The organism is Nocardioides sp. (assembly GCF_050699375.1).
Classification (GTDB): Bacteria; Actinomycetota; Actinomycetes; order Propionibacteriales; family Nocardioidaceae; genus Nocardioides.
On sequence record NZ_JBOHDN010000034.1, the window covers coordinates 1 to 17,924 of the forward strand.

General features: G+C 66.5%; 15 protein-coding genes and 1 tRNA gene. 6 read left to right on the plus strand and 10 right to left on the minus strand.

Features of this window, described 5'->3' with window-relative positions; translation table 11 throughout:
• Positions 1-30 precede the first annotated feature (30 nt).
• A tRNA-Ser gene (locus ACRDPS_RS01815) sits at positions 31-118 on the plus strand.
• A 104-nt stretch (positions 119-222) separates the two neighbouring features.
• Here ACRDPS_RS01815 and ACRDPS_RS01820 read toward each other — a convergent pair.
• Both ACRDPS_RS01820 and ACRDPS_RS01825 read right to left on the minus strand, forming a co-directional pair.
• Complete coding sequence (locus tag ACRDPS_RS01820; protein ID WP_431499919.1) at positions 223-489, minus strand: tyrosine-type recombinase/integrase; 267 nt, start codon at positions 487-489, stop codon at positions 223-225.
• Positions 490-827: 338 nt separating this feature from the next.
• Positions 828-1,343 carry a hypothetical protein gene (locus ACRDPS_RS01825; protein WP_431499905.1) on the minus strand — a complete coding sequence of 172 codons (516 nt, stop codon included), beginning with the start codon at positions 1,341-1,343 and terminating at the stop codon, positions 828-830.
• A 422-nt stretch (positions 1,344-1,765) separates the two neighbouring features.
• On the opposite strand from ACRDPS_RS01825, the gene ACRDPS_RS01830 reads away from it, so the two are divergent.
• The 3 genes from ACRDPS_RS01830 to ACRDPS_RS01840 all read left to right on the plus strand — a co-directional run bounded on the left by ACRDPS_RS01830 (position 1,766) and on the right by ACRDPS_RS01840 (position 4,234).
• Positions 1,766-2,134: a hypothetical protein gene (locus ACRDPS_RS01830; protein WP_431499906.1), complete on the plus strand. Its 369-nt coding sequence runs from the start codon at positions 1,766-1,768 to the stop codon at positions 2,132-2,134.
• Positions 2,135-2,525: 391 nt separating this feature from the next.
• On the plus strand, positions 2,526-3,086 hold the full coding sequence (locus ACRDPS_RS01835; protein ID WP_431499907.1) for a DUF4365 domain-containing protein: 561 nt from the start codon (positions 2,526-2,528) through the stop codon (positions 3,084-3,086).
• Positions 3,083-4,234, plus strand: a complete 1,152-nt coding sequence (locus tag ACRDPS_RS01840; RefSeq protein ID WP_431499908.1) for a hypothetical protein — start codon at positions 3,083-3,085, stop codon at positions 4,232-4,234. The genes ACRDPS_RS01835 and ACRDPS_RS01840 overlap by 4 nt, the downstream gene beginning before the upstream one ends.
• A gap of 259 nt (positions 4,235-4,493) precedes the next feature.
• Here the strand turns inward: ACRDPS_RS01840 and ACRDPS_RS01845 are convergent, their stop codons facing one another.
• Complete coding sequence (locus tag ACRDPS_RS01845) at positions 4,494-5,000, minus strand: hypothetical protein (RefSeq protein WP_431499909.1); 507 nt, start codon at positions 4,998-5,000, stop codon at positions 4,494-4,496.
• Between the two features lie 909 nt (positions 5,001-5,909).
• Here ACRDPS_RS01845 and ACRDPS_RS01850 point away from each other — a divergent pair.
• Positions 5,910-6,347: a hypothetical protein gene (locus ACRDPS_RS01850; RefSeq protein ID WP_431499910.1), complete on the plus strand. Its 438-nt coding sequence runs from the start codon at positions 5,910-5,912 to the stop codon at positions 6,345-6,347.
• Positions 6,348-6,605: 258 nt separating this feature from the next.
• On the opposite strand, the gene ACRDPS_RS01855 is transcribed toward ACRDPS_RS01850, so the two are convergent.
• From ACRDPS_RS01855 to ACRDPS_RS01880, 6 genes are all read right to left on the minus strand, one after another.
• Positions 6,606-7,748, minus strand: a complete 1,143-nt coding sequence (locus tag ACRDPS_RS01855; protein ID WP_431499911.1) for a S8 family serine peptidase — start codon at positions 7,746-7,748, stop codon at positions 6,606-6,608.
• Complete coding sequence (locus ACRDPS_RS01860) at positions 7,733-9,139, minus strand: type VII secretion protein EccB (protein WP_431499912.1); 1,407 nt, start codon at positions 9,137-9,139, stop codon at positions 7,733-7,735. The genes ACRDPS_RS01855 and ACRDPS_RS01860 overlap by 16 nt, the downstream gene beginning before the upstream one ends.
• Positions 9,139-10,509, minus strand: coding sequence for a type VII secretion integral membrane protein EccD (eccD, locus tag ACRDPS_RS01865; protein WP_431499913.1), 1,371 nt, complete (start codon positions 10,507-10,509; stop codon positions 9,139-9,141). Before eccD ends, ACRDPS_RS01860 begins: the two co-directional genes overlap by 1 nt.
• A 226-nt stretch (positions 10,510-10,735) precedes the next feature.
• Positions 10,736-11,029, minus strand: a complete 294-nt coding sequence (locus ACRDPS_RS01870) for a WXG100 family type VII secretion target (RefSeq protein WP_431499914.1) — start codon at positions 11,027-11,029, stop codon at positions 10,736-10,738.
• A gap of 27 nt (positions 11,030-11,056) precedes the next feature.
• Complete coding sequence (locus ACRDPS_RS01875) at positions 11,057-11,386, minus strand: WXG100 family type VII secretion target (RefSeq protein WP_431499915.1); 330 nt, start codon at positions 11,384-11,386, stop codon at positions 11,057-11,059.
• A 156-nt stretch (positions 11,387-11,542) separates the two neighbouring features.
• Positions 11,543-12,916 (minus strand): hypothetical protein, encoded by a 1,374-nt coding sequence (locus ACRDPS_RS01880; RefSeq protein WP_431499916.1) that lies wholly within the window; start codon positions 12,914-12,916, stop codon positions 11,543-11,545.
• 174 nt (positions 12,917-13,090) lie between these two features.
• Here ACRDPS_RS01880 and eccCa point away from each other — a divergent pair, with 174 nt between their 5' ends.
• Positions 13,091-17,122 carry a type VII secretion protein EccCa gene (gene eccCa / locus ACRDPS_RS01885; protein ID WP_431499917.1) on the plus strand — a complete coding sequence of 1,344 codons (4,032 nt, stop codon included), beginning with the start codon at positions 13,091-13,093 and terminating at the stop codon, positions 17,120-17,122.
• A 104-nt stretch (positions 17,123-17,226) separates the two neighbouring features.
• Here the strand turns inward: eccCa and ACRDPS_RS01890 are convergent.
• A partial coding sequence (locus ACRDPS_RS01890; protein ID WP_431499918.1) for an FG-GAP repeat domain-containing protein occupies positions 17,227-17,924 on the minus strand: 698 nt, incomplete at its 5' end.

Consider the following 17,924-nt stretch of genomic DNA (forward strand, 5'->3'; position numbering starts at 1 on the left):
AGGCGTACGCAGCCGCGTAGGATCCACCACGGATCTGTCGCCTAGTGGCCTATGGCGCTCGCTTGGAAAGCGGGTTGGGTTAACGCCCTCGGGGGTTCGAATCCCCCCAGATCCGCCAGCAGGAAAACCACGGTTGACCTGCAAGAACGCCGACTCAGTCTCGCAAGACTCTGAGTCGGCGTTCTGCATTCCGAGGCTCAGGGGTCTCAGTTTGGGTCTCATTTAACCCATCTCGCTCTCGTCGCCCGACGTCCAGATCAGGCCACCAACACGATCCGCAACGTCCTGTCGGATCGGGTCCGTCACGTGCTGATACCGCGCCGCCATCGACGTGCTCGACCAGCCCATCACCGACATGACGGTGCGCTCAGGGACGCGAAGGACCAGGAGCACGGTGGCAGCGGTGTGCCGTGCATCGTGCAACCGGGCATCACGTACGCCGTGCTGCGGGCCCGCACAAGGATTGTATGGCGGCTTGGCCGGAGCAATCTCTTCTTAAGCCCTCCACCTGGGGGTTAACGCTAAAAGTGCGGCGCGACACTAGTTGTTAGTTCTTCCGAACTCTGGCCTCAAAAGGTTTTCGGAAGTATCGTGAAGAGTGTCACCTGCAGTAGCAGGTGGAAGTGGTGAGATGTAGGAGGTCTCCGAGACGTAAGCACCAACGGGCCGCCTGTAGTGGCCCCGTCGGCAGTCTCAACCGGGGAACAACTCAAGATCAGCTAAGAGAGGGAGCAAATCCCATGTTCTTAGGTTCCCCAAGAGGTTTCTAGCCTTGCTGGCCCACACAACGAAGGCCCCGACCAACCCGGTCGGGGCCTCGCTGCTTCCTAAGCCCCGAACACCCCGAGGTCGATCACGGCGGGCTTCACTGCGCTCTTGAACTTGCCACCGGCACCCCACGACCACGCGAAGATGTCGGGCAGCGCCAACAAGAGCTCGCTCTTGCCGTCATGCCAGTACTGCGTCGGGCTACCAGGCCCCAGGACGTTGCGGATCGTCCTGCGGTCACCATCGTCCATGGACGATGACTCCAGGATGAGCTCGATGCACCCCTGTTTACAGAGGTGCGGGACGGCGGCCTCGAGCACGATATCTCGGCGGGCACGTTCGCCACCACGGCCGCGGGCGGCGAACATGTAGGCCTGTACTCCGAAGCTGGCGGCGAGCTCCGCCATCGGCAGCTGCTCAGGCTTGTCCAGCTTCGCCATGTGCAGCTCGCGGCGGGGCCCCTTGGCCTCTTTCAGCGCAGCCCGGATCCTGGTCCGCTCGGCCACGGGGACGACCACAGCACACAGCAAGTAGTCCTTGCGCTTGCTCTCATCGAGGTAGGCCGTCCAGGTCATCTGCTAAGCGTAGGGGCGTAAACCGACAGTTCGCGAGGCGCAACCATGTTTCTTGGTGTAGGGCGTGTCGGCAACCCGAGGCGGTTGGGTTGGCCGACGTGAGGCTGCCTGCCGTCAGACACAGGGAAGCCGCCAAGAGCATCATGTGAACCGGCTCCAGCTGCACGTGTCCTGCCACCGTTACGTTGCTCCGGGTAAGGATCAGATCAGCGATCAGTGTCATCTCCAGGACATTGGTGACAGTTCTCCCCATCACGCCCCAGGCCTGATGGGACGCGACCCCGAAGGCCGACCCGCCACGCCCCAAACCGGGCCAGCCACTCTATGACCTGCCCCTGTTAAAACAACCCGCCACGCCTCACACCCACCGCGCCCCGGCAGCACCCGACGACCTTCCTGCCGACCTGCCCGAGAGCACCAGCGTGAAGAAGCTGGCCAGCAACGGCGCCCTGAAACTGGGCCGGGTCACCTACATGGTCGGCGGACAGTACGGCTTCCAACACGTCCTGGTCATCACCGACGGCAACGCGACCGGCGACAAGATCACCGTCGCCGACCTACAAGGCGAGATCCTCATCGAGCACACCCGACCCACCCCCGAAGTGACCTACGTCGGCAACGGCAGACCCCGCGGCCCACGCCCCACCAACCCCGAAACCGTCACCAAAGTCCCTGACACATCAACCGTCACCGATGTCCTGATGCGGAACTGTCACCGATGCCCCGATACATCACACAGATCAGCGATCAGTGACCCCCCTCGTCAATCGAACATACGTTCGATACACTGAGGCGTGTCGGCCAACCCTCCCAAAAACGATGCCTGGCCTGAGCCGAGGTCCTGGCTGCACGTCTGGGTGCATCGCCAACGTCGGAACTATCCGCCGCCTATGCCGGGCCTTCTGCTCAAGTGGGAGCTACACAAGGGAAGGTGGCGCGCTTGGGTGATCTGGGTCGACACGACGTACTCCGCGCCGGAGATCCGGCACGCCTGGCTGCCCGTCAACGAGATCCGGCCAGCGAAGAGCAACATCAACGTGTGGAGCGACCGGCATCGGTAGGCGCAGAAGATCACCCGAGGAAGCGGGCATCTCATCCAAACTGGGGATCACTCGCAGCAAGAGCGGAGAACTTCACAGAATCCGCGAACTGCCGCATGCAACGTCGGGCAAAGTTCTAGTCATGTCACTCGCAGACCTGAGCACCGGAATGAGGAGCTTGCTCGGTGGGGACTTCGGCGAGCATTGGGTGCATGTCACCGCCTCAGGTTGCGGCGTTTTGCATGAGCGCTCGAGCACTGTCGACCTGACGAAAGCGGATATCACCTTGACCTGGAATGGGGAGGCCGGCGGATGGCGCAACCCGAAGGTCGACGTTCAGGTCAAGACCACGCTCGATCTGAGACGACACGGGCCAGACCATTGGGCCTATGACCTCGACGTCGACACATACGAGGCGCTCAGGCACACCAACTACCAAACACGACGTATCCTCGCCGTTATCGGGCTGTCAGAAGACGGCGACACGTTGGACGTCAGGGATGACGGAACCCTCCTCCTCGGGCACTGCACCTGGGTATCGCTGGAGGGGAACGGGCCGTCGACGAACGTGAATACGCAAGTGGTGTACCTGCCACGAGCGCAGGTCTTGGACCTCGACGGCTACAGAGACATGCTCACGCAGTACGGTGTGCCGAGATCCAGTCAGGTTCCCGAGGTCGATGAATGGGGTGATGACGAGTGACTGACTTGCAGTTAACCTCTCCGCCATCGACGCCCAGCCTGTCCGAGGTCGAGGCGTACCTGCTCCGATCAGGCTGGAGCCGCACCGCGAGTGATCGGGCGACCGTCTGGGTTCCGAGTGGCGATGCCCACGCGGGTCTTCAGGTTGCTCTCCCGCGGCGAGAGACGGTGCTGGACCTTCGGGTTCAAATCGACGAAGCTGTCAAAGTTGTCGCTTACGTCGAGGGACGCACGGTTGCAGAAACCACAAGTAGCATCGTGACCGGTGGAGCGGATACCGTTTCATTGCGGCTTATGCCGAACCTTCCTTCTGGTACCGCCACGCTCGCGACGTTGGAAGAGTCGATCGCAGCCCTCCGCGCCCTGGTCGTCGGATCCGCTGCCGCCCTCAACAACTCGGATCTAGTCCTACCATCGCGACGATCCGCGCTGGTCGAGAGCTACGCCGCCAATGCCCATGTTTCAACTAGACCAGGAAGTTTCATCCTCGACCTCGCGCTGCCGCTCGCCGCGGGGACCGACACCCGGCCTGATCACCCGAACCAAGAGTCGCTCGTGGACGTGAAACCTAGACCGTTTGGCCGGAGTGTTACCGAGCGCATTCGCACTGTGGCGAGGAACGCGCTTGCCATGGCGGAACGGGTCCAATACGGCAATGCGTCGATCGAAGAGTTCGGGCGCCAAGACCTGCGCCTCGGCAACGCCCTAGAGCTGGATGCGCTCGCTCGAATGGGGGGAGACCTGGGGACGCCTTACCAACTGCGCCTCAGCCAGAGTGCACTTGCCCAGCGCACAGCGCCATCAACGGTGCTTCGCGCCTCCAGTGCCCAGCGCGCACGACTGGCGGAGGCATCTGAGTTCTTGCGAAGCACGCAGCCTCAGACCGGCGTGAGTGTCGAGGGTTTCGTGGTCCGTCTCTTCCGGGACGGCGGCTTCGGAAAGGGCGATGTCACCGTGCGCTCCATCCTCGACGACTCTGGCAAACTCAAGTCGTGCGTTATGAGCCTTACGGAAGAGGACTATGCCGAGGCGCTTCGAGCCCACGACAAGGGCCTGCTGGTCGCAGCGAAGGGCAACCTCATTACAGCTGGAACGCGCAAGCGCCTGACGGACGTAATCGACTTCCGAGTCACCGTGCAGTTGGCATGAGCAGAGCGGACCATGCCCGTTCGCCTCGGCTTCCGTGAGAACTTTCTCTACTGACTCAAGGCGCGCTCCGCGCGCAGGCCCGCCGCCGGCGGGCCAGGGACCCCCGCGCTTCGGGCATGCGGCCTGGCGGCCGGTCCCTACGCGCACCCCCGTCCCACCGGCAACGGGCAAAACGAGAAGAACGCTCAGTCCGTAGACCAAGCGCTCACTCTCCAGGCCGATCAGCCGCGACCACGCCATGCTCTGCGGCGGACGCCCCCTACGCCGACGCTCTGCCAGCCCGCAGGCGCGCAAGCAACTCCGGGAGACGTGCGACGTCCTCGGGTAGCGCGAGGCTGTGGTCCAGGCTCACCAGAGCAAGCAACTGAACGGTCCCACCAGATCGAGCCGCGGCCTCCAACTTGTGGTGACCATCGAGCAAGAAGTGGCTGAGACCCCAATGGCAGTAGTAGTCCGTCGAATCGTCATCGATCGCAGGCTGGCAGATGTCCAAGGTCGACAGCGCAATGGCCGTCGGCGTCACACCTCGATCCATCAGGTCACGGTAGTGCTGGACTCGTTCCCGGTCGTTCCAGCTCGGCGGGACCATTGGGACAACAAACTCATAGAGGTGCTCGTCTGACTCAACCGTCGTCTCGAAGGTTCGGTAGTAGAAGGTCCGAGGGTTCTCGGGCAGCCCCCAGAAGCTGTCAATACCCCAGGTTGCGACCTGTTCATGTGAGAAGTAGTCCCGCCCGTCGTTCGGTGCGACCAGTTCCGGTTTCACCTCGAGCAACTACGGCAGGTACTCGCCTTCCGGCAGAAGCTGCGCGAAAGTCTCGACGAGCCCGTCGTCAACAACATCAAGAGGCTGCTCCAATGCGGCCAGCAACTCAGGCGACGCAGAGACCTCAACCCGCGCTGTGTCGCTCCCGAGGCGGGCCTTCCGCTCGAAAAGGAACGGGCAGGTACCGCACCAGAGAGACAGCTCGAACGCGGGCTGCCCCGCCACCAATAGGTACCGAGCCGAGAAACCTGGACTTCGGATCAGCGCTTCCGAAACTCAGCAGCGCCTGGTCCCCAGGTACTCCCAGTCGACGCTGAGACTGGGCAGAGAGCAACATGCGCTGATCGTAGAGCAGCGGTGCCTGAACAGGTTCGCGCTTTATCTCGCCACCGGCCCCCGCCCCGATCCCCAGGGTTTGCACGACGCCACCCGGCATCAAGAGCGCTAGCGCGTCGCTACGCGATGAACTACGTTCACTCCTGACACCGAGTACCGCCGAGCAATCTTGGCTGGCTATCGGTTCGGTGGCGCTCAACTGGGTTACCTCTACAGGGGTCTCAGTTTGGGTCTCATTCACCACCGTCCGCGATCGTTCTCGGAGCACCGCACGGACCAGCTCCAGCGCTTGGAACAGCATCTGCGAACAACGGCGAACTGCGGTAGGGACTGCTGCAGGATCAGGTGTCGCCTATTACCTATGTCGTGAACCTAGACACCCCCAGATCCGCCACAGGAAACGGCGCCTGACCCGAAATGCAGGTCAGGCGCCGTTTCGACGTTCGGGGCCGCAGTGGATATGCGGACATTCGCAGTTGAGCAGATCGGCGCCGCCTTTCTGCTCAATTGCGACGAGCCTCTTTACGTTAGGGTGTCCCTCGCTAAGTCCTAGCTCACCCTTCAGGAGGAACAATGTTCAATCTCAAGAGATCGCTCTCGGTCGGGACGGCAGCCATCGGGCTCATGCTCTGCTCGATTTCTTCAGCAGACGCGGCGTGGACCCGCGTGTTCACTGACGGGAACAGCCTCGGCGAGTACGCATGCCGAGCCGACGGCACGGCTAGTTCCTACGGCCACCGGATCCTCGTCAACTGCGATGTCCGCGACACCAAACGGGACGGCAAGGCCATCTATGCCGCCGTCCGCTTCATCGACTCCTACGGACGCTGGTCTGGCTACAAGCGCGTCAGCGCCAACGCCAAGTCAGGCGGTGCCTGGACCTGGGGCACCCAGCACTACATGACCTGGGACGGCCACAACATCAAGGGCGTCCGATTTTACCTCGCTAAGGACGTGTCCCTAGCCAAGGACGTGTACTACACCGACACCAGGCAGGGCGGCGCCGTCTGACCGGGAGTTGTTAGCACACACACGTGCCCCAGGTCCCGACCTGGGGCACGTGTGGCTTCATGCGGGCATCACCAGACGGAGATCTCGCCGAATCCCCCGACGGAGTCCCCCGGACACTCCACTTCAAGACGCCCAGACCTGGCCCCGACGAGCTCGCCTGCCGCCGCCAGGTCTTCAAATGGCTCGTGTGCTACAACACTCGCCTGCCACCAGGCCGAGACCTACAACGTCGATTGGTAAGGAGCCGGATATGCAGCCCTACAAGGTCGTCTTGCGCCGGGAGAACAGCGGCCGCAGAACGAGCGCGAGCCCGAGCGCACCGCCGCCTCCGATGCCCCACCAGACCGCGTTCTCGCGGACGCCGTCGAGCGGGTCCTTCTTCTCCTGAGCCATCGGAGCCCGCTCGACCTCCGGCGGCTTGGCCGGGACCTTGTCGAGCGGTCGGGTGATGGCGTCGAACGCATTCACGACACCCGCACCCCAATAACGGCTGCCCTGACCTTCCTGGCCAGAGGCGGTGCGGTAGAGACGGTCGATCACCTGCTCGGCCTTCCAACTCTTGTTGGTGGACCAGATGAGAGCGAGTACGCCACTGACCTCTGCCGACGCGAAGGACGTCGTGATGGTGTCAACCCAGCACGGTTTTCCGAACAGCGTCGTGGACGGCGCACCATAGGTCGGCGCGGCGACGTCGGTGTTGGAGTTGGGCAATACCGCAGACTCCGGATCCGAGGACCAGGTGCCGGAGGCGCTGACGGTCACGACCGGGTCGGCCCCGCTCGGGAAGATGCTGTCGGCCACATCCGGTCCGTCCGCAGTAGTGACCTCCGACCAGTCGGAAGCCATCACGACGATGGCTCCCTTCTTCACGAGGGTGTCCACCGCCTTCTCCATGGCTGGGCTGCCCTGCGACGCGGGCAGACCGATGTCGACGATCAGGCGGGTTGCATTGCCCTTCGCGAGCTGGTTGAGCTCACCGGTCAGCTTCGCGACCTCGACCGTTGACTTCTCCTGACCGACCTTGAGCACCGGGTGATCGCTCAGCCGTGCCTTCGGGGCGATCTGTGAGATCAGCCCCGCGGCTACGGTGCCGTGATAATCCTGCGCCTTGGCCGAGGCACCCGAGTCGACGACCGCGATCTTCACGCCGCTGCCCAAGCCGCTGACCTGCTGAGCCTCGTCGATCCTCATGATCGCGAACGGCGCCGCGGCGGTCGGCACCGGCGCATCCTCAGTCTCCGCGGGCTGCGGCGAACCGCCGCCGGCATTCTTGGAATAGGCACCGCACAGCGGCCGCTCCTCGGCGGCGTACGCAGGTCCAGGACTGCCCAGCAGCGTCAGCCCACCTGCGACGGCCACCAGAGCGACACCGCGCCTCAGCAGGGTCACTGGGTCACGCACTGGCTCTCCTGGACATCGCCCGTGTTCGGCGGGCACAGCGCGAACTCGGTGGAGAGGGCGGCGCCATTAGGAAGTAGCCGAAGCCACGTACCAGGGACGAGGGGGCCGGAGCCGCTGCTCAGGCCAAGACGCTCGACCGTGAGCGGCCCGTCGACCGTGTTGGCGCTGGCGCGGGCGTCGATGAGGAACGGCGTCGCGCTCTTCTTGTCCTGCTTCTCGCCGTTGGCGGCGAAGACGAAGGCGCCCTTGCCCGGATCGACCCGCGCCGCGGTCAGGTCGTCGGCCTCCGGCGGATCGGGATCCGGCCAAGCCTTCTCCCCGGGGTTTCTCCCGAGACGTACGGTCGTTACGTCGCCGGTCTCGAGCTGAGCGCACGCGGGGCCGGTGGCCGGCTCGAGCTTCGACCTCGGCCAGAAGGTGGAGTCCTCCAGCCGGTCACCGTCGATGTTCGGCTGCGAGTCCAGCGACTGCGGGTTGACCTCACTGCCGAAGGCGAGGTCGTAGACCTGGCCGGCGAAATCCTCGAGCCGGACCCAACCCGACTCCGTCATCAGGTAGTTCCTTGCCTGGAAGTTGCCCTTCGTACCGATCGGATACTCCTCACCCTCGACCGTGTCACCGGCCCTGGTGAAGGCGGTTCCGAAAGACTCGCCCGACAGTGACGCGCCCGACGGGAAGAGGTTGACCCAAGCCTGGGGCACCGTGGGCGTCGAGACCGGGCCGTCGAATGTCCGATCGGCATAGGTCTCCGAGTCGCCCTCGATCTTGTAGCTGTACGCCTGGGTATAGCCGTCCAGGTTCTCGCTCTCCGCGATCAGGTAGGTGCCGTCCTCGGTCTGCACCATGAAGCCGTTGTCCGCGGCCGCCTTCACATCGGGCTTCTCCGAGATGTTCGTGAACGTTCCGGCATCATTGGCCGTGCAAGCCGTCCACCCGGTGTTGATGAAGTCGGACTTCGTCGGCAGCTCCTCGGGGACGTTCGGTCCGGTGATGCCGATCGTCGCCTTCGGGAACTCCTTGTCGACCTCCTCCTGGTCGATGACCTTGGACTTCTTCTCCAGGTCCAGGCCGAGGATGAGCTGCGCGCTGGCCAGGTTGACGACCGGGTGCAACTCCTTGTTGTCCTTGCCCGTGACGACGTACCGCGCCCCGCCCTTGGTCACGATCAGGCCGGGCTGGTCTGCCCAGCCCGTCGCGGGCCGGGGAGCGAGGAAGTGGGCGACGGCGCCGCCGGCGATGAGCAGCACCGCGAGGACGAGGCCGCCGAAGACCGAGCGACCGGGCCGGGCCGGTTCGACCTCGCGCCCGCCGGGCGCGCCTGAGAGGAACGCGGAGACGAGCCGGCGGCGGCTGAAGGCATGGGCCTCTACGAGGTCCTTCTTGCTGGCCATCAGAAACCAGCCACCGCGGCGCCGAAGAGACCGGAGGCGACCACCATCAGCGGGAGCATCGCCAGCAGGCAGATGGTCTCGGCGAGATCGGCCAGCCGGCCACGCCGGATCGAGCCGACGTCAGGAACAAGCGTCAGAACCAGAAGTACGCCGCCGGCGGCCGCCAGCACGACAGCGGTCGTCGGCCGCCACGACTCGTGGTAGACCAGCAGCGCGGCCCCGATGGCGAGCAGGCCGGCGATCCCGGAGACCAGACCGACGAGCACCTCGGAGCCCGTCCGGTATTGGCGGGTACGCAGCATCAGCACGACACATGCGGCGAGAGCAAGCAGCGTGCCGAAGAGCCCGAGCCGCACCACGAACGGCGAGGTCAGCACGACCATGACGCCGACGGAGAGGGAGATCGCGACCAGGATCTCGTGGGCGACCCTGGCGTCGACCTTGACCTGGTCCTCCCTGATCTCGTCGGGATCGAGGTTGATGTCCTCGTCTGAGTAGAGCTGTGGGACGTCGGTCTTGGTGGTGCTCAGCGCCAGCCACGGGAAGAAGCTGCCGGCCAGGACCACGACGACCAGCACGATCCCGAGAACCACACCGGCCTCCCAGCCGGTCGCGGTCAGGAGCAGGCCGGCCACCAGGAAGACGCCACCGACGAGCGCGCCCGGCATCGCCAGCATCCGGGCCTCGCCGAGGCCGAGGAAGCCGACCGCGGCGACGAGCATCGCCCCCGCGCCGGCCAATGCCAGCGGGAGACCGACCTTGCCGTCGCCACCGAGCGCCGCAGCGCCGATGAGATAGCCGCCGACGGCGCCGTAGACCTCACCGATCCAGACGGCGGAGATCGCGGCGTCGTTCTCGGCCTCGAGCCGGGAGAGGACGATCGCCCCGCCGGCGAGGACGAGGCCGATCACCGAGGCGGCGACGCCGGCGAGCATCGACGGCGCCTGCGTCCACAGAGCGCCGGCGCCGAGGAGCAGCAGCAGCGCGGCGGCCAGCAGCGACGTACGTCTTCCTGCTTCTGGTTTCCAGGGGGCCATCTCGCCCTCGACGACGTCGGTCATCGCTTCGACCACGTCGTCGTAGACCCGCGGCGGCTTGTCGTCGATCCCGGCGCTCACCGTGAGCACGCCGCCGTCCTCGACGCCCTGCGGGATCAGCCCGAGGTCGCCGGCGAGCTTGCGGCCATCAGCGAGCACGACACGGTAGCCGGCGTACGCCGTCTGCGGGTCGAGCATGCCGACGCTTCGGGCGAGCTCGGGTACGAGCTCGGCGACCGGCACCGAGCCGGGCAGCACCAGATCCATCCGGCGGGTGCCGGAGGCGACAGTGACCCTGACCAGCCCCGTGGGCGCCACCTGCGCCTGCGTCATTTCACGAACTCCTCGCGTCGTGCCTGTCTCCGGGACGAACCGACCGAATGCCCCGAGAGTTTGCGCCATCAAAATCGCGCCCGCCGTTCAGACAGCGAGCATCAGCGCTGACTTTGCCACAAAACCGTGCCCCAGTGTGCGCCAGAACGCCGTCGCGGGCGACGAAACGACGAGGGGACCGATGCCAGGCACCGATCCCCTCGTCGTCGAGCTCCTGAAGGAGGCCTCAGCCGCCGAAGCCGCCCGCACCGCGCTTGTCAGCGTCGTGCATCTGCGACTGCGACTCGTTGACGAACTTGCTGCTGCGGTCGAGCGCGCCGCCGAGCTCGCGAATGGTCTGGTTCCACTTGGCCTGAGCCTGGTTGTAGGCGTTGGCAGCCTCACCAGTGAAGTTCTCCTGGAGACCCAGGATGTGCTTCTCGAGCCCGTCGAGCTCGTTGTCCATCTCGCGCACGCCCTTGAGCAGCACGTCGACGATGGAGCCCATCGCTCCGTGGTTTACGACAATCTCTTCACCCATGTCAGTTCCTTTCAGTCCGTTGCGATGTCAGAAGGAGTACTTGGTGCCCTGGACGTCACCGGCGATCGCGCTGGACTGGCCAGCGACGTCCTGGTCGGCCTCAGAACCCAGCTGGCGGGCCTTGGTGAGGCCGGCGGTGAGCTGGTCGAGGGCGTTGGTGATCTCCCGCGACTTCTCCTCGTAGGTGTTCATCAGGTTGCGGAACGCGGTGCCGCCGGCACCCTTCCAACCCGACTGTCCCTGCGCCGTGGCCTCGGAGACGGTGCGGCTGTTGACGTTCTGCAGCTTGCTCTTCGTCTCTTCGATGAACTTGACGGCCTGCTCGATCGCCTGGCCTTGCTTGATCTCACTGCTCATGGTGCTGTCCTTCCACCGGTGGAACCGGTTTCCTAGGTTTGATACCTGTTGGAGCCCGGCTCCCGATGGGCTCCCCCGAGGTCCGGACAATGTGCTCATACCCCGTCCCCGGAGTTCTAAACACAAATCCTTGAACTTTTTTCTCAGCCCTGCTGTTTACCCATTGAAACCCGATTCCCACAGATGACGGAAGAACCCTGAGGAAACCACGAAGGAAGCGATGACGGCGGCACCGCACAGCGACTCCGCCCAATCGGCCCGCGACGCCCACTTCGCCGAACGCCAGCCCCGGCCGGTCGCGATCGCCGCGATGATCACCACGAAGCCGATCACCACGACGCCGAGACCGAACCAACGGACCAGCTCGGGGTCGGCCCAGCCTACGAAGGCATGGACGCCGACGGCCAGCGCAATAACCCCGGCAACCCGGAGTACGCCGCGGGGCAGCCAGTAGCGATAGCTGCGCGCCGAGAGCAGGATGACGAAGGCGCCGGCGAGCAGGATCACCCAGCCGCCGATCCGGTCCACGTCGGCGGTCGCGGTCGCCACCAGCGCGGGCCCGCTCACCGCCACCACACCGAGGACCCCCCACGCCGCCGCGGCCAACGTACGCGCGCCGCGCTCGGCCACCACGGTGACCTCGTCGAACGGCACGGTCGGCTTGCTCGAGGTGGTCTGGGCCCGTGCGGACCAGGCGGTCACCGAGAGCTTGGAGACGTCGAGGAGGTAGGAGTCGGGGACGTCGACGGCGTACGACGGGACGATCCGCGCCGCCAGCGCGGCGGCGGCGAACAGGATCGACCACGGCACCTGCGGCGAGGTTCCGAACAGGGCGCACAGCGCCGTCACCACGAAGAGCGCGACGCCCGTCGAGGTCCACACCTTGAGCGCGGCATCGACGTCGTCGACGAGCGAGCGCGAGATCGTCGCGACCACCGCGGCGGCCAGACCGGCCACCCCGACGGCCATCGGCAGCGTCTCCGCGACGGGATCGACGGTGATGACGAAGGCGGCACCGGCGGCGAAGGCCGGGGCGGCGATCGCCCGGCGCGCTGCGTACGGCCCCGCGGGGATGATCCCCACCAGCGCACCGAGCCCGAGCAGGGCCGCGACGGCCAGCCGTTGCCAGCCGTCCGCCTGTGCGCCGAACCCGGCGGCCGCGACGGTCAGCAGCGTGGCGAGACCGACCCAGTAGAACGAGAAGCTTCCGGCCCGCGCGGGAGCGACGGACTCGACGACCGCACGCCTGGCGTAGGACTGCGTGGGCGGCGAGTCGGCGGCGAGCAGAGCGCCCGAGGTGACACCGCGCGAAGCGAGCGAGGCATCGGGGTCGAGCATGTCGCCGCGGCGGTCACGCAGCACCGGCGCGGCGGGAAGACCGACCGCGGTGGCGTACTCACGCGCCAGGTCGGAGGCGTGCGCGTCGGAGGGGACGACGATGTCGACAACTCCCGCGGTGCCATGGACCGTGACCGCCAGACCGCCCGCTGCGAGTGCCGGTTCAACGGCATCGGCCGTCTGAGTGGGCATGACACCTCCCGGATGTGTGAAGACCCTGTGACAGAGTTCCACATCGGAAGCTCCGGTGTCCGTTTTACCCGACCTGCCCCGTCAAGGGTAGTAGCGGAGGGTCGGGCACTCTAAGATCCAGACGACCTGCGGCATCCGGGCCCGCGGGGAACTGAACAAGTCTCAGGGGGACACGTGACTATCGCTGCGACAGCCGGCGGTAACCGCACCGAGGAGCCAGAGGTCCCCGAGGGGGAGCTCTCGCTCAACGCTCCACCGGCCATCGAGGAGGGCGAGGGCGTCGGCGGCGTACTCATGAACGCCATCCCCATGCTCGGTGGTCTCGGGTCGGTCGTGCTCATCGCGACGATGCAGTCGGGTGCGGGCGGTTCCCCGCCGATCCAGCGCTACATCGCCGCCGGCATGTTCCTCTTCGCGACCCTGGGCTTCATCTTCGTGCAGATCGACCGGCAGCGGAAGCAGAAGCAGAAGCAGGTCGGCGGGCAGCGTACCGACTACCTGCGCTACCTGGCCGGTGCTCGGCAGTCGGCCCGCAAGGCCGGCGAGCAGCAGCGCAAGGCGCTGACCTGGCACTATCCGGCGCCGTCCTCGCTGCCCGCGATCGCCGAGGAGCGCAGCCGGCTGTGGGAGCGCCCGAACACCCACAAACGCTATCTCGACGTACGCTACGGACTCGCGCACCAGCCCCTGGCGCTGGCTCTCGTGCCGCCTCAGCAGACACCGATCGACCAGGTCGACCCGGCCTCGGCGAGTGCGCTGCACCGGCTGCTGACGGTGCACCGGGTCCAGCCCGACCTGCCGGCGGCGACCAACCTGCGCGGGTTCGACAAGATGGAGATCTGCGGCAACGAGGACCAGTCCCGGGCGCTCGCCCGTGCCCTGATCTGCGGGATGACGGCCTTCCACTCCCCGGAGCAGCTGGTCGTCGCCGTGCTCACCTCCGAGCGCAACCTGGCCGAGTGGGACTGGCTCAAGTGGCTCCCGCACGCGCAGAGCGGCCGCGAGGTCGACGCCGTCGGGCCGCGGCGGATGGTGGTCACCAACATCAACGACCTCGGCGCCCTCCTTCCGACCGAGGTCGGCGAGCGTGCCCGCTGGGGCACCGACGACCGGATCCCCTCGCCGCAGGTCGTGGTCGTCGTCGACGGCGGCTCCGTCCCGCCGGGCAACCACGTGCTGCCCGACGACGGCATCCAGGGCGTCACCGTGATCGACCTGCCGACCCATTGGGACGAGCTCTTCGACTCCAGCCGCGTGCGGTTCCTGATCGACGACGAAGAGCCCGACGAGCGCAACACGGTCCCCGGCTATCAGGTGCGCGTACGCATGGACCCGGTCCGCCTCCGCGTCGACCAGATGTCGATGGCCGACGCCGAGGCCTACGCGCGGCGCCTGACCGCGCTCTTCACGGTCGCCCCGGAGGGTTCCGACGCGGCCGCCGAGACCCCTCAGGACACCGAGATCGCGGCCCCGAAGGACTACATGGCGCTGCTCGGTCTGGGCGACGTACGCTCCTTCGAGCCGGAGATCGCCTGGCGCCCGCGCGCCAACCGCGACCGGCTGCGGGTGCCGGTCGGTGTCGGCGAGGCCGGCCAGCAGATCTACATGGACATCAAGGAGTCGGCCCAGCAGGGCATGGGGCCGCACGGCCTCGTCATCGGTGCGACCGGCTCCGGTAAGTCGGAGTTCCTCCGCACCCTGGTCCTCGGCCTGGTGCTCACCCACCCGCCCGAGGTGCTCAACCTGGTGCTGGTCGACTTCAAGGGTGGTGCGACCTTCGCCGGGATGGCGAGCATGCCGCACGTCTCCGCGGTGATCACCAACCTCGAGGGCGAGCTCACCCTGGTCGACCGTATGCAGGACGCGCTCTCCGGTGAGATGACCCGCCGCCAGGAGCTGCTGCGCGAAGCCGGCAACTTCTCCTCGTTGAAGGACTACGAGAAGGCGCGTACGCAGGACCCGACGATGGATCCGATGCCGTCGCTGTTCATCGTGGTCGACGAGTTCTCCGAGATGCTCTCGGCCAAGCCGGAGTTCATCGACCTCTTCGTCGCGATCGGACGTCTGGGCCGCTCGCTCGGCATCCACCTGCTGCTCGCCTCGCAGCGGCTCGAGGAGGGCCGGCTGCGTGGGCTCGACTCGCACCTGTCCTACCGCGTGGGTCTGCGTACGTTCTCCGCGCAGGAGTCGCGGACCGTGCTCGGCGTGCCCGACGCCTACGAGCTGCCGGCCATTCCCGGTCTCGGCTACCTGAAGCCCGACCCGACCAACATGCAGCGGTTCCGGGCCGCGTACGTCTCGGGGCCGCCGGCCGCCGGGTCGCGGGTCCGCCGCGACGAGGGCGGCAAGCTGCAGGGCATCTACCCGTTCTCGATCGCCGAGGTGAAGCAGCTGGCGATGCCGGTCGAGGACGACGACGTCCAGTCCGCACCCGTGGTGGACGAGGACGGCGTCCAGAAGTCGATGCTCGACATCGCCGTCGACCGGATGGCCGGCTACGGCAGCCCCGCCCACCAGGTCTGGCTCCCGCCGCTCGACATCCCCGACACGCTCGACACGCTGATGCCCGATCTGACCGCTGATCCCGAGCTCGGGCTGCACTCGCCCGCCTGGAAGCGGCTCGGCGGGCTGGTCGTGCCGCTCGGCATCGTCGACAAGCCGCGCGAGCAGCTGCGTGACACGCTCACCCTCGACCTGCGTGGAGCCGCTGGTCACGTCGCGGTCATCGGTGCGCCGCGTACGGGTAAGTCGACCACGCTCCGCACCGTCGTCACCTCGATGTCGCTGACCATGACACCTCACGAGGCACAGTTCTTCGTGCTCGACTTCGGTGGCGGCACCTTCACCCCGCTGGCCAAGCTCCCGCACGTCTCCGGCGTCGGCTCGCGGGCCGAGCCCGATGTCGTACGCCGCGTGCTGGCCGAGGTCGGGGGCATCCTGGACCGCCGCGAGGCCTACTTCCGCGAGCAGGGCATCGACTCGATCGAGACCTACCGCACGCGCCGGGCACGCGGCCAGGCCGACGACGGCTGGGGCGACGTCTTCCTCGTCATCGACGGTTGGGGCACGCTGCGCGCGGACTTCGAGGACCTCGAGTACGCCATCCAGGAGATCGCTCCTCGCGGCCTGACCTACGGCGTGCACATCGTCGCCTCGGCCGGTCGCTGGGCGGAGTTCCGGTCCTCGATGCGCGACGTCTTCGGCACCAAGCTCGAGCTGCGCCTCGGTGACCCGATGGACTCCGAGCTCGACCGCAAGCTCGCCGCACTGGTGCCGACCGGGCGGCCGGGCCGAGGCATCGTGAAGGAGAAGCTGCACTTCCTCAGCGCGCTGCCCCGGATGGACGGCGACGGCTCGGCGCAGACGCTGGGCGACGGTGTCGACGACCTGATCTCGCGGGTCTCGGCGGCCTGGCAGGGCCCGGCCGGCCCGAAGCTGCGACTGCTGCCGGAGAAGATCACGGTGGAGCGGATCCACGAGCAGGCCGGGGTCACCGCACAGAACCCCGGGAAGAGGATCCTCCTCGGCATCAACGAGAAGGACCTGGCCCCGGTCGGTCTCAATCCCGATGCGGAGCCGCACCTGCTCGTCTTCGGCGACGGTCAGTCCGGAAAGTCCTCGATGCTGCGCAACATCGCCCGCGAGATCATGCGCACGCACACCCCCAAGGAAGCCCAGATCGCGGTCGTCGACTACCGGCGCTCGCTGCTCGGCGAGATCCCGGACGACTACCTGGTCAGCTATCTCACCTCGGCGACCCAGGCGACGCCGGCGCTGAGCGATCTGTCGGACTACCTGTCCAAGCGGATCCCGGGACCCGACGTCACCCCCGACCAGCTGCGCAACCGGTCCTGGTGGACCGGCGCCGACCTCTACCTGCTCGTCGACGACTACGACCTGGTCTCGACGCAGCAGGGCTCGCCAGTCGCTCCCCTTCAGCCGCTGCTGGCCCAGGCCCGCGACGTCGGCCTGCACGTCATCATCGCCCGCCGCTCCGGTGGCGCCTCGCGGTCGCTGTACGAGTCGGTCATCCAGTCGATGCGCGACCTCGCGATGCCAGGCCTGCTGCTCTCCGGCAACCCGGACGAGGGTCCGCTCATCGGCAACCTGCGTCCGGTGCCGACAGTGCCTGGGCGTGGCCGCCTGGTCACCCGCGACCGCGGCGTCGAGGTCGTCCAGCTGGCCTGGAGCGAGTCCTCGGTGTAGCTCGGACAACCACACACCCGGCCATGCAGAACGGCGCGCGACCCAGCTCGGGCCGCGCGCCGTTCTCATTCCCCTGAGCTCGTCGGCTCAGGTCTCGCTCCGGCTCAGGTGGTTCCGGTCCCGTTGTTGTTGGCGGCGTTGCGCAGCGGTGGCTTGATCTCGAACTGGTCGGCATCGGGCATGGTCCAGGTCTCCGCGGTGAACTTGTCACGGCCCGAGAGCAGCACCGATGCCTTGTTGCTGAACTCGTAGTCCCCGCTCGAGTCGTCCCACAGCGCCCGGACGAGGTCGTCGCGGCCATCGCCGTTGAGGTCGGTCACGGCCGGGATGGAGGACGCCGCGGTCTCTTGCGGTTCGATCGGGTCCTCGATGTTCCAGGACGGTTCGGGTACGAAGGTGGCCTTGTCGGCGTCGAAGGAGTAGACGCGGATGTTGACGCCGTCCTCGTAGACGACCAGGTCGTCCCTCCCGTCTCCGGTGACGTCCGCGAAGATCGCGGACTTCGTCGCTCGGTCTCCGTCCGGCCCGGGCACCGGGATGTCGACCTTCTCGAACTTCTCGCCCTTGCCCATCAGCATCACCGCGACGGCCGGGGAGAGCTCCCTGCCTCCCATGGCGATGTCGGCCCTCTTGTCGCCGTCGACGTCGCCGACCTCGAAGTTGACGTCGAACGTCGTCCCCTGCCACGTACCTTCGTACCAGTCGGTGCTCTTGGCCCAGGTGTTGTCCGCCTTGCTGAGCATCACCGTGACATGGAGCTTGAGGTCCTTGAGCTTTCCGAGTGCCGCGTCGTCGGAGGGCA

Excerpts from the sequence above, each read along its gene's own strand:
- ACRDPS_RS01825 (WP_431499905.1), bottom strand. The coding sequence starts at position 1,343 with ATGACCTGGACGGCCTACCTCGATGAGAGCAAGCGCAAGGACTACTTG.
- ACRDPS_RS01835 (WP_431499907.1), top strand. The coding sequence starts at position 2,526 with ATGTCACTCGCAGACCTGAGCACCGGAATGAGGAGCTTGCTCGGTGGG.
- ACRDPS_RS01850 (WP_431499910.1), top strand. The coding sequence starts at position 5,910 with ATGTTCAATCTCAAGAGATCGCTCTCGGTCGGGACGGCAGCCATCGGG.
- ACRDPS_RS01860 (WP_431499912.1), bottom strand. The coding sequence starts at position 9,139 with ATGGCCAGCAAGAAGGACCTCGTAGAGGCCCATGCCTTCAGCCGCCGC.
- eccD (WP_431499913.1), bottom strand. The coding sequence starts at position 10,509 with ATGACGCAGGCGCAGGTGGCGCCCACGGGGCTGGTCAGGGTCACTGTC.
- ACRDPS_RS01870 (WP_431499914.1), bottom strand. The coding sequence starts at position 11,029 with ATGGGTGAAGAGATTGTCGTAAACCACGGAGCGATGGGCTCCATCGTC.
- ACRDPS_RS01875 (WP_431499915.1), bottom strand. The coding sequence starts at position 11,386 with ATGAGCAGTGAGATCAAGCAAGGCCAGGCGATCGAGCAGGCCGTCAAG.
- ACRDPS_RS01880 (WP_431499916.1), bottom strand. The coding sequence starts at position 12,916 with ATGCCCACTCAGACGGCCGATGCCGTTGAACCGGCACTCGCAGCGGGC.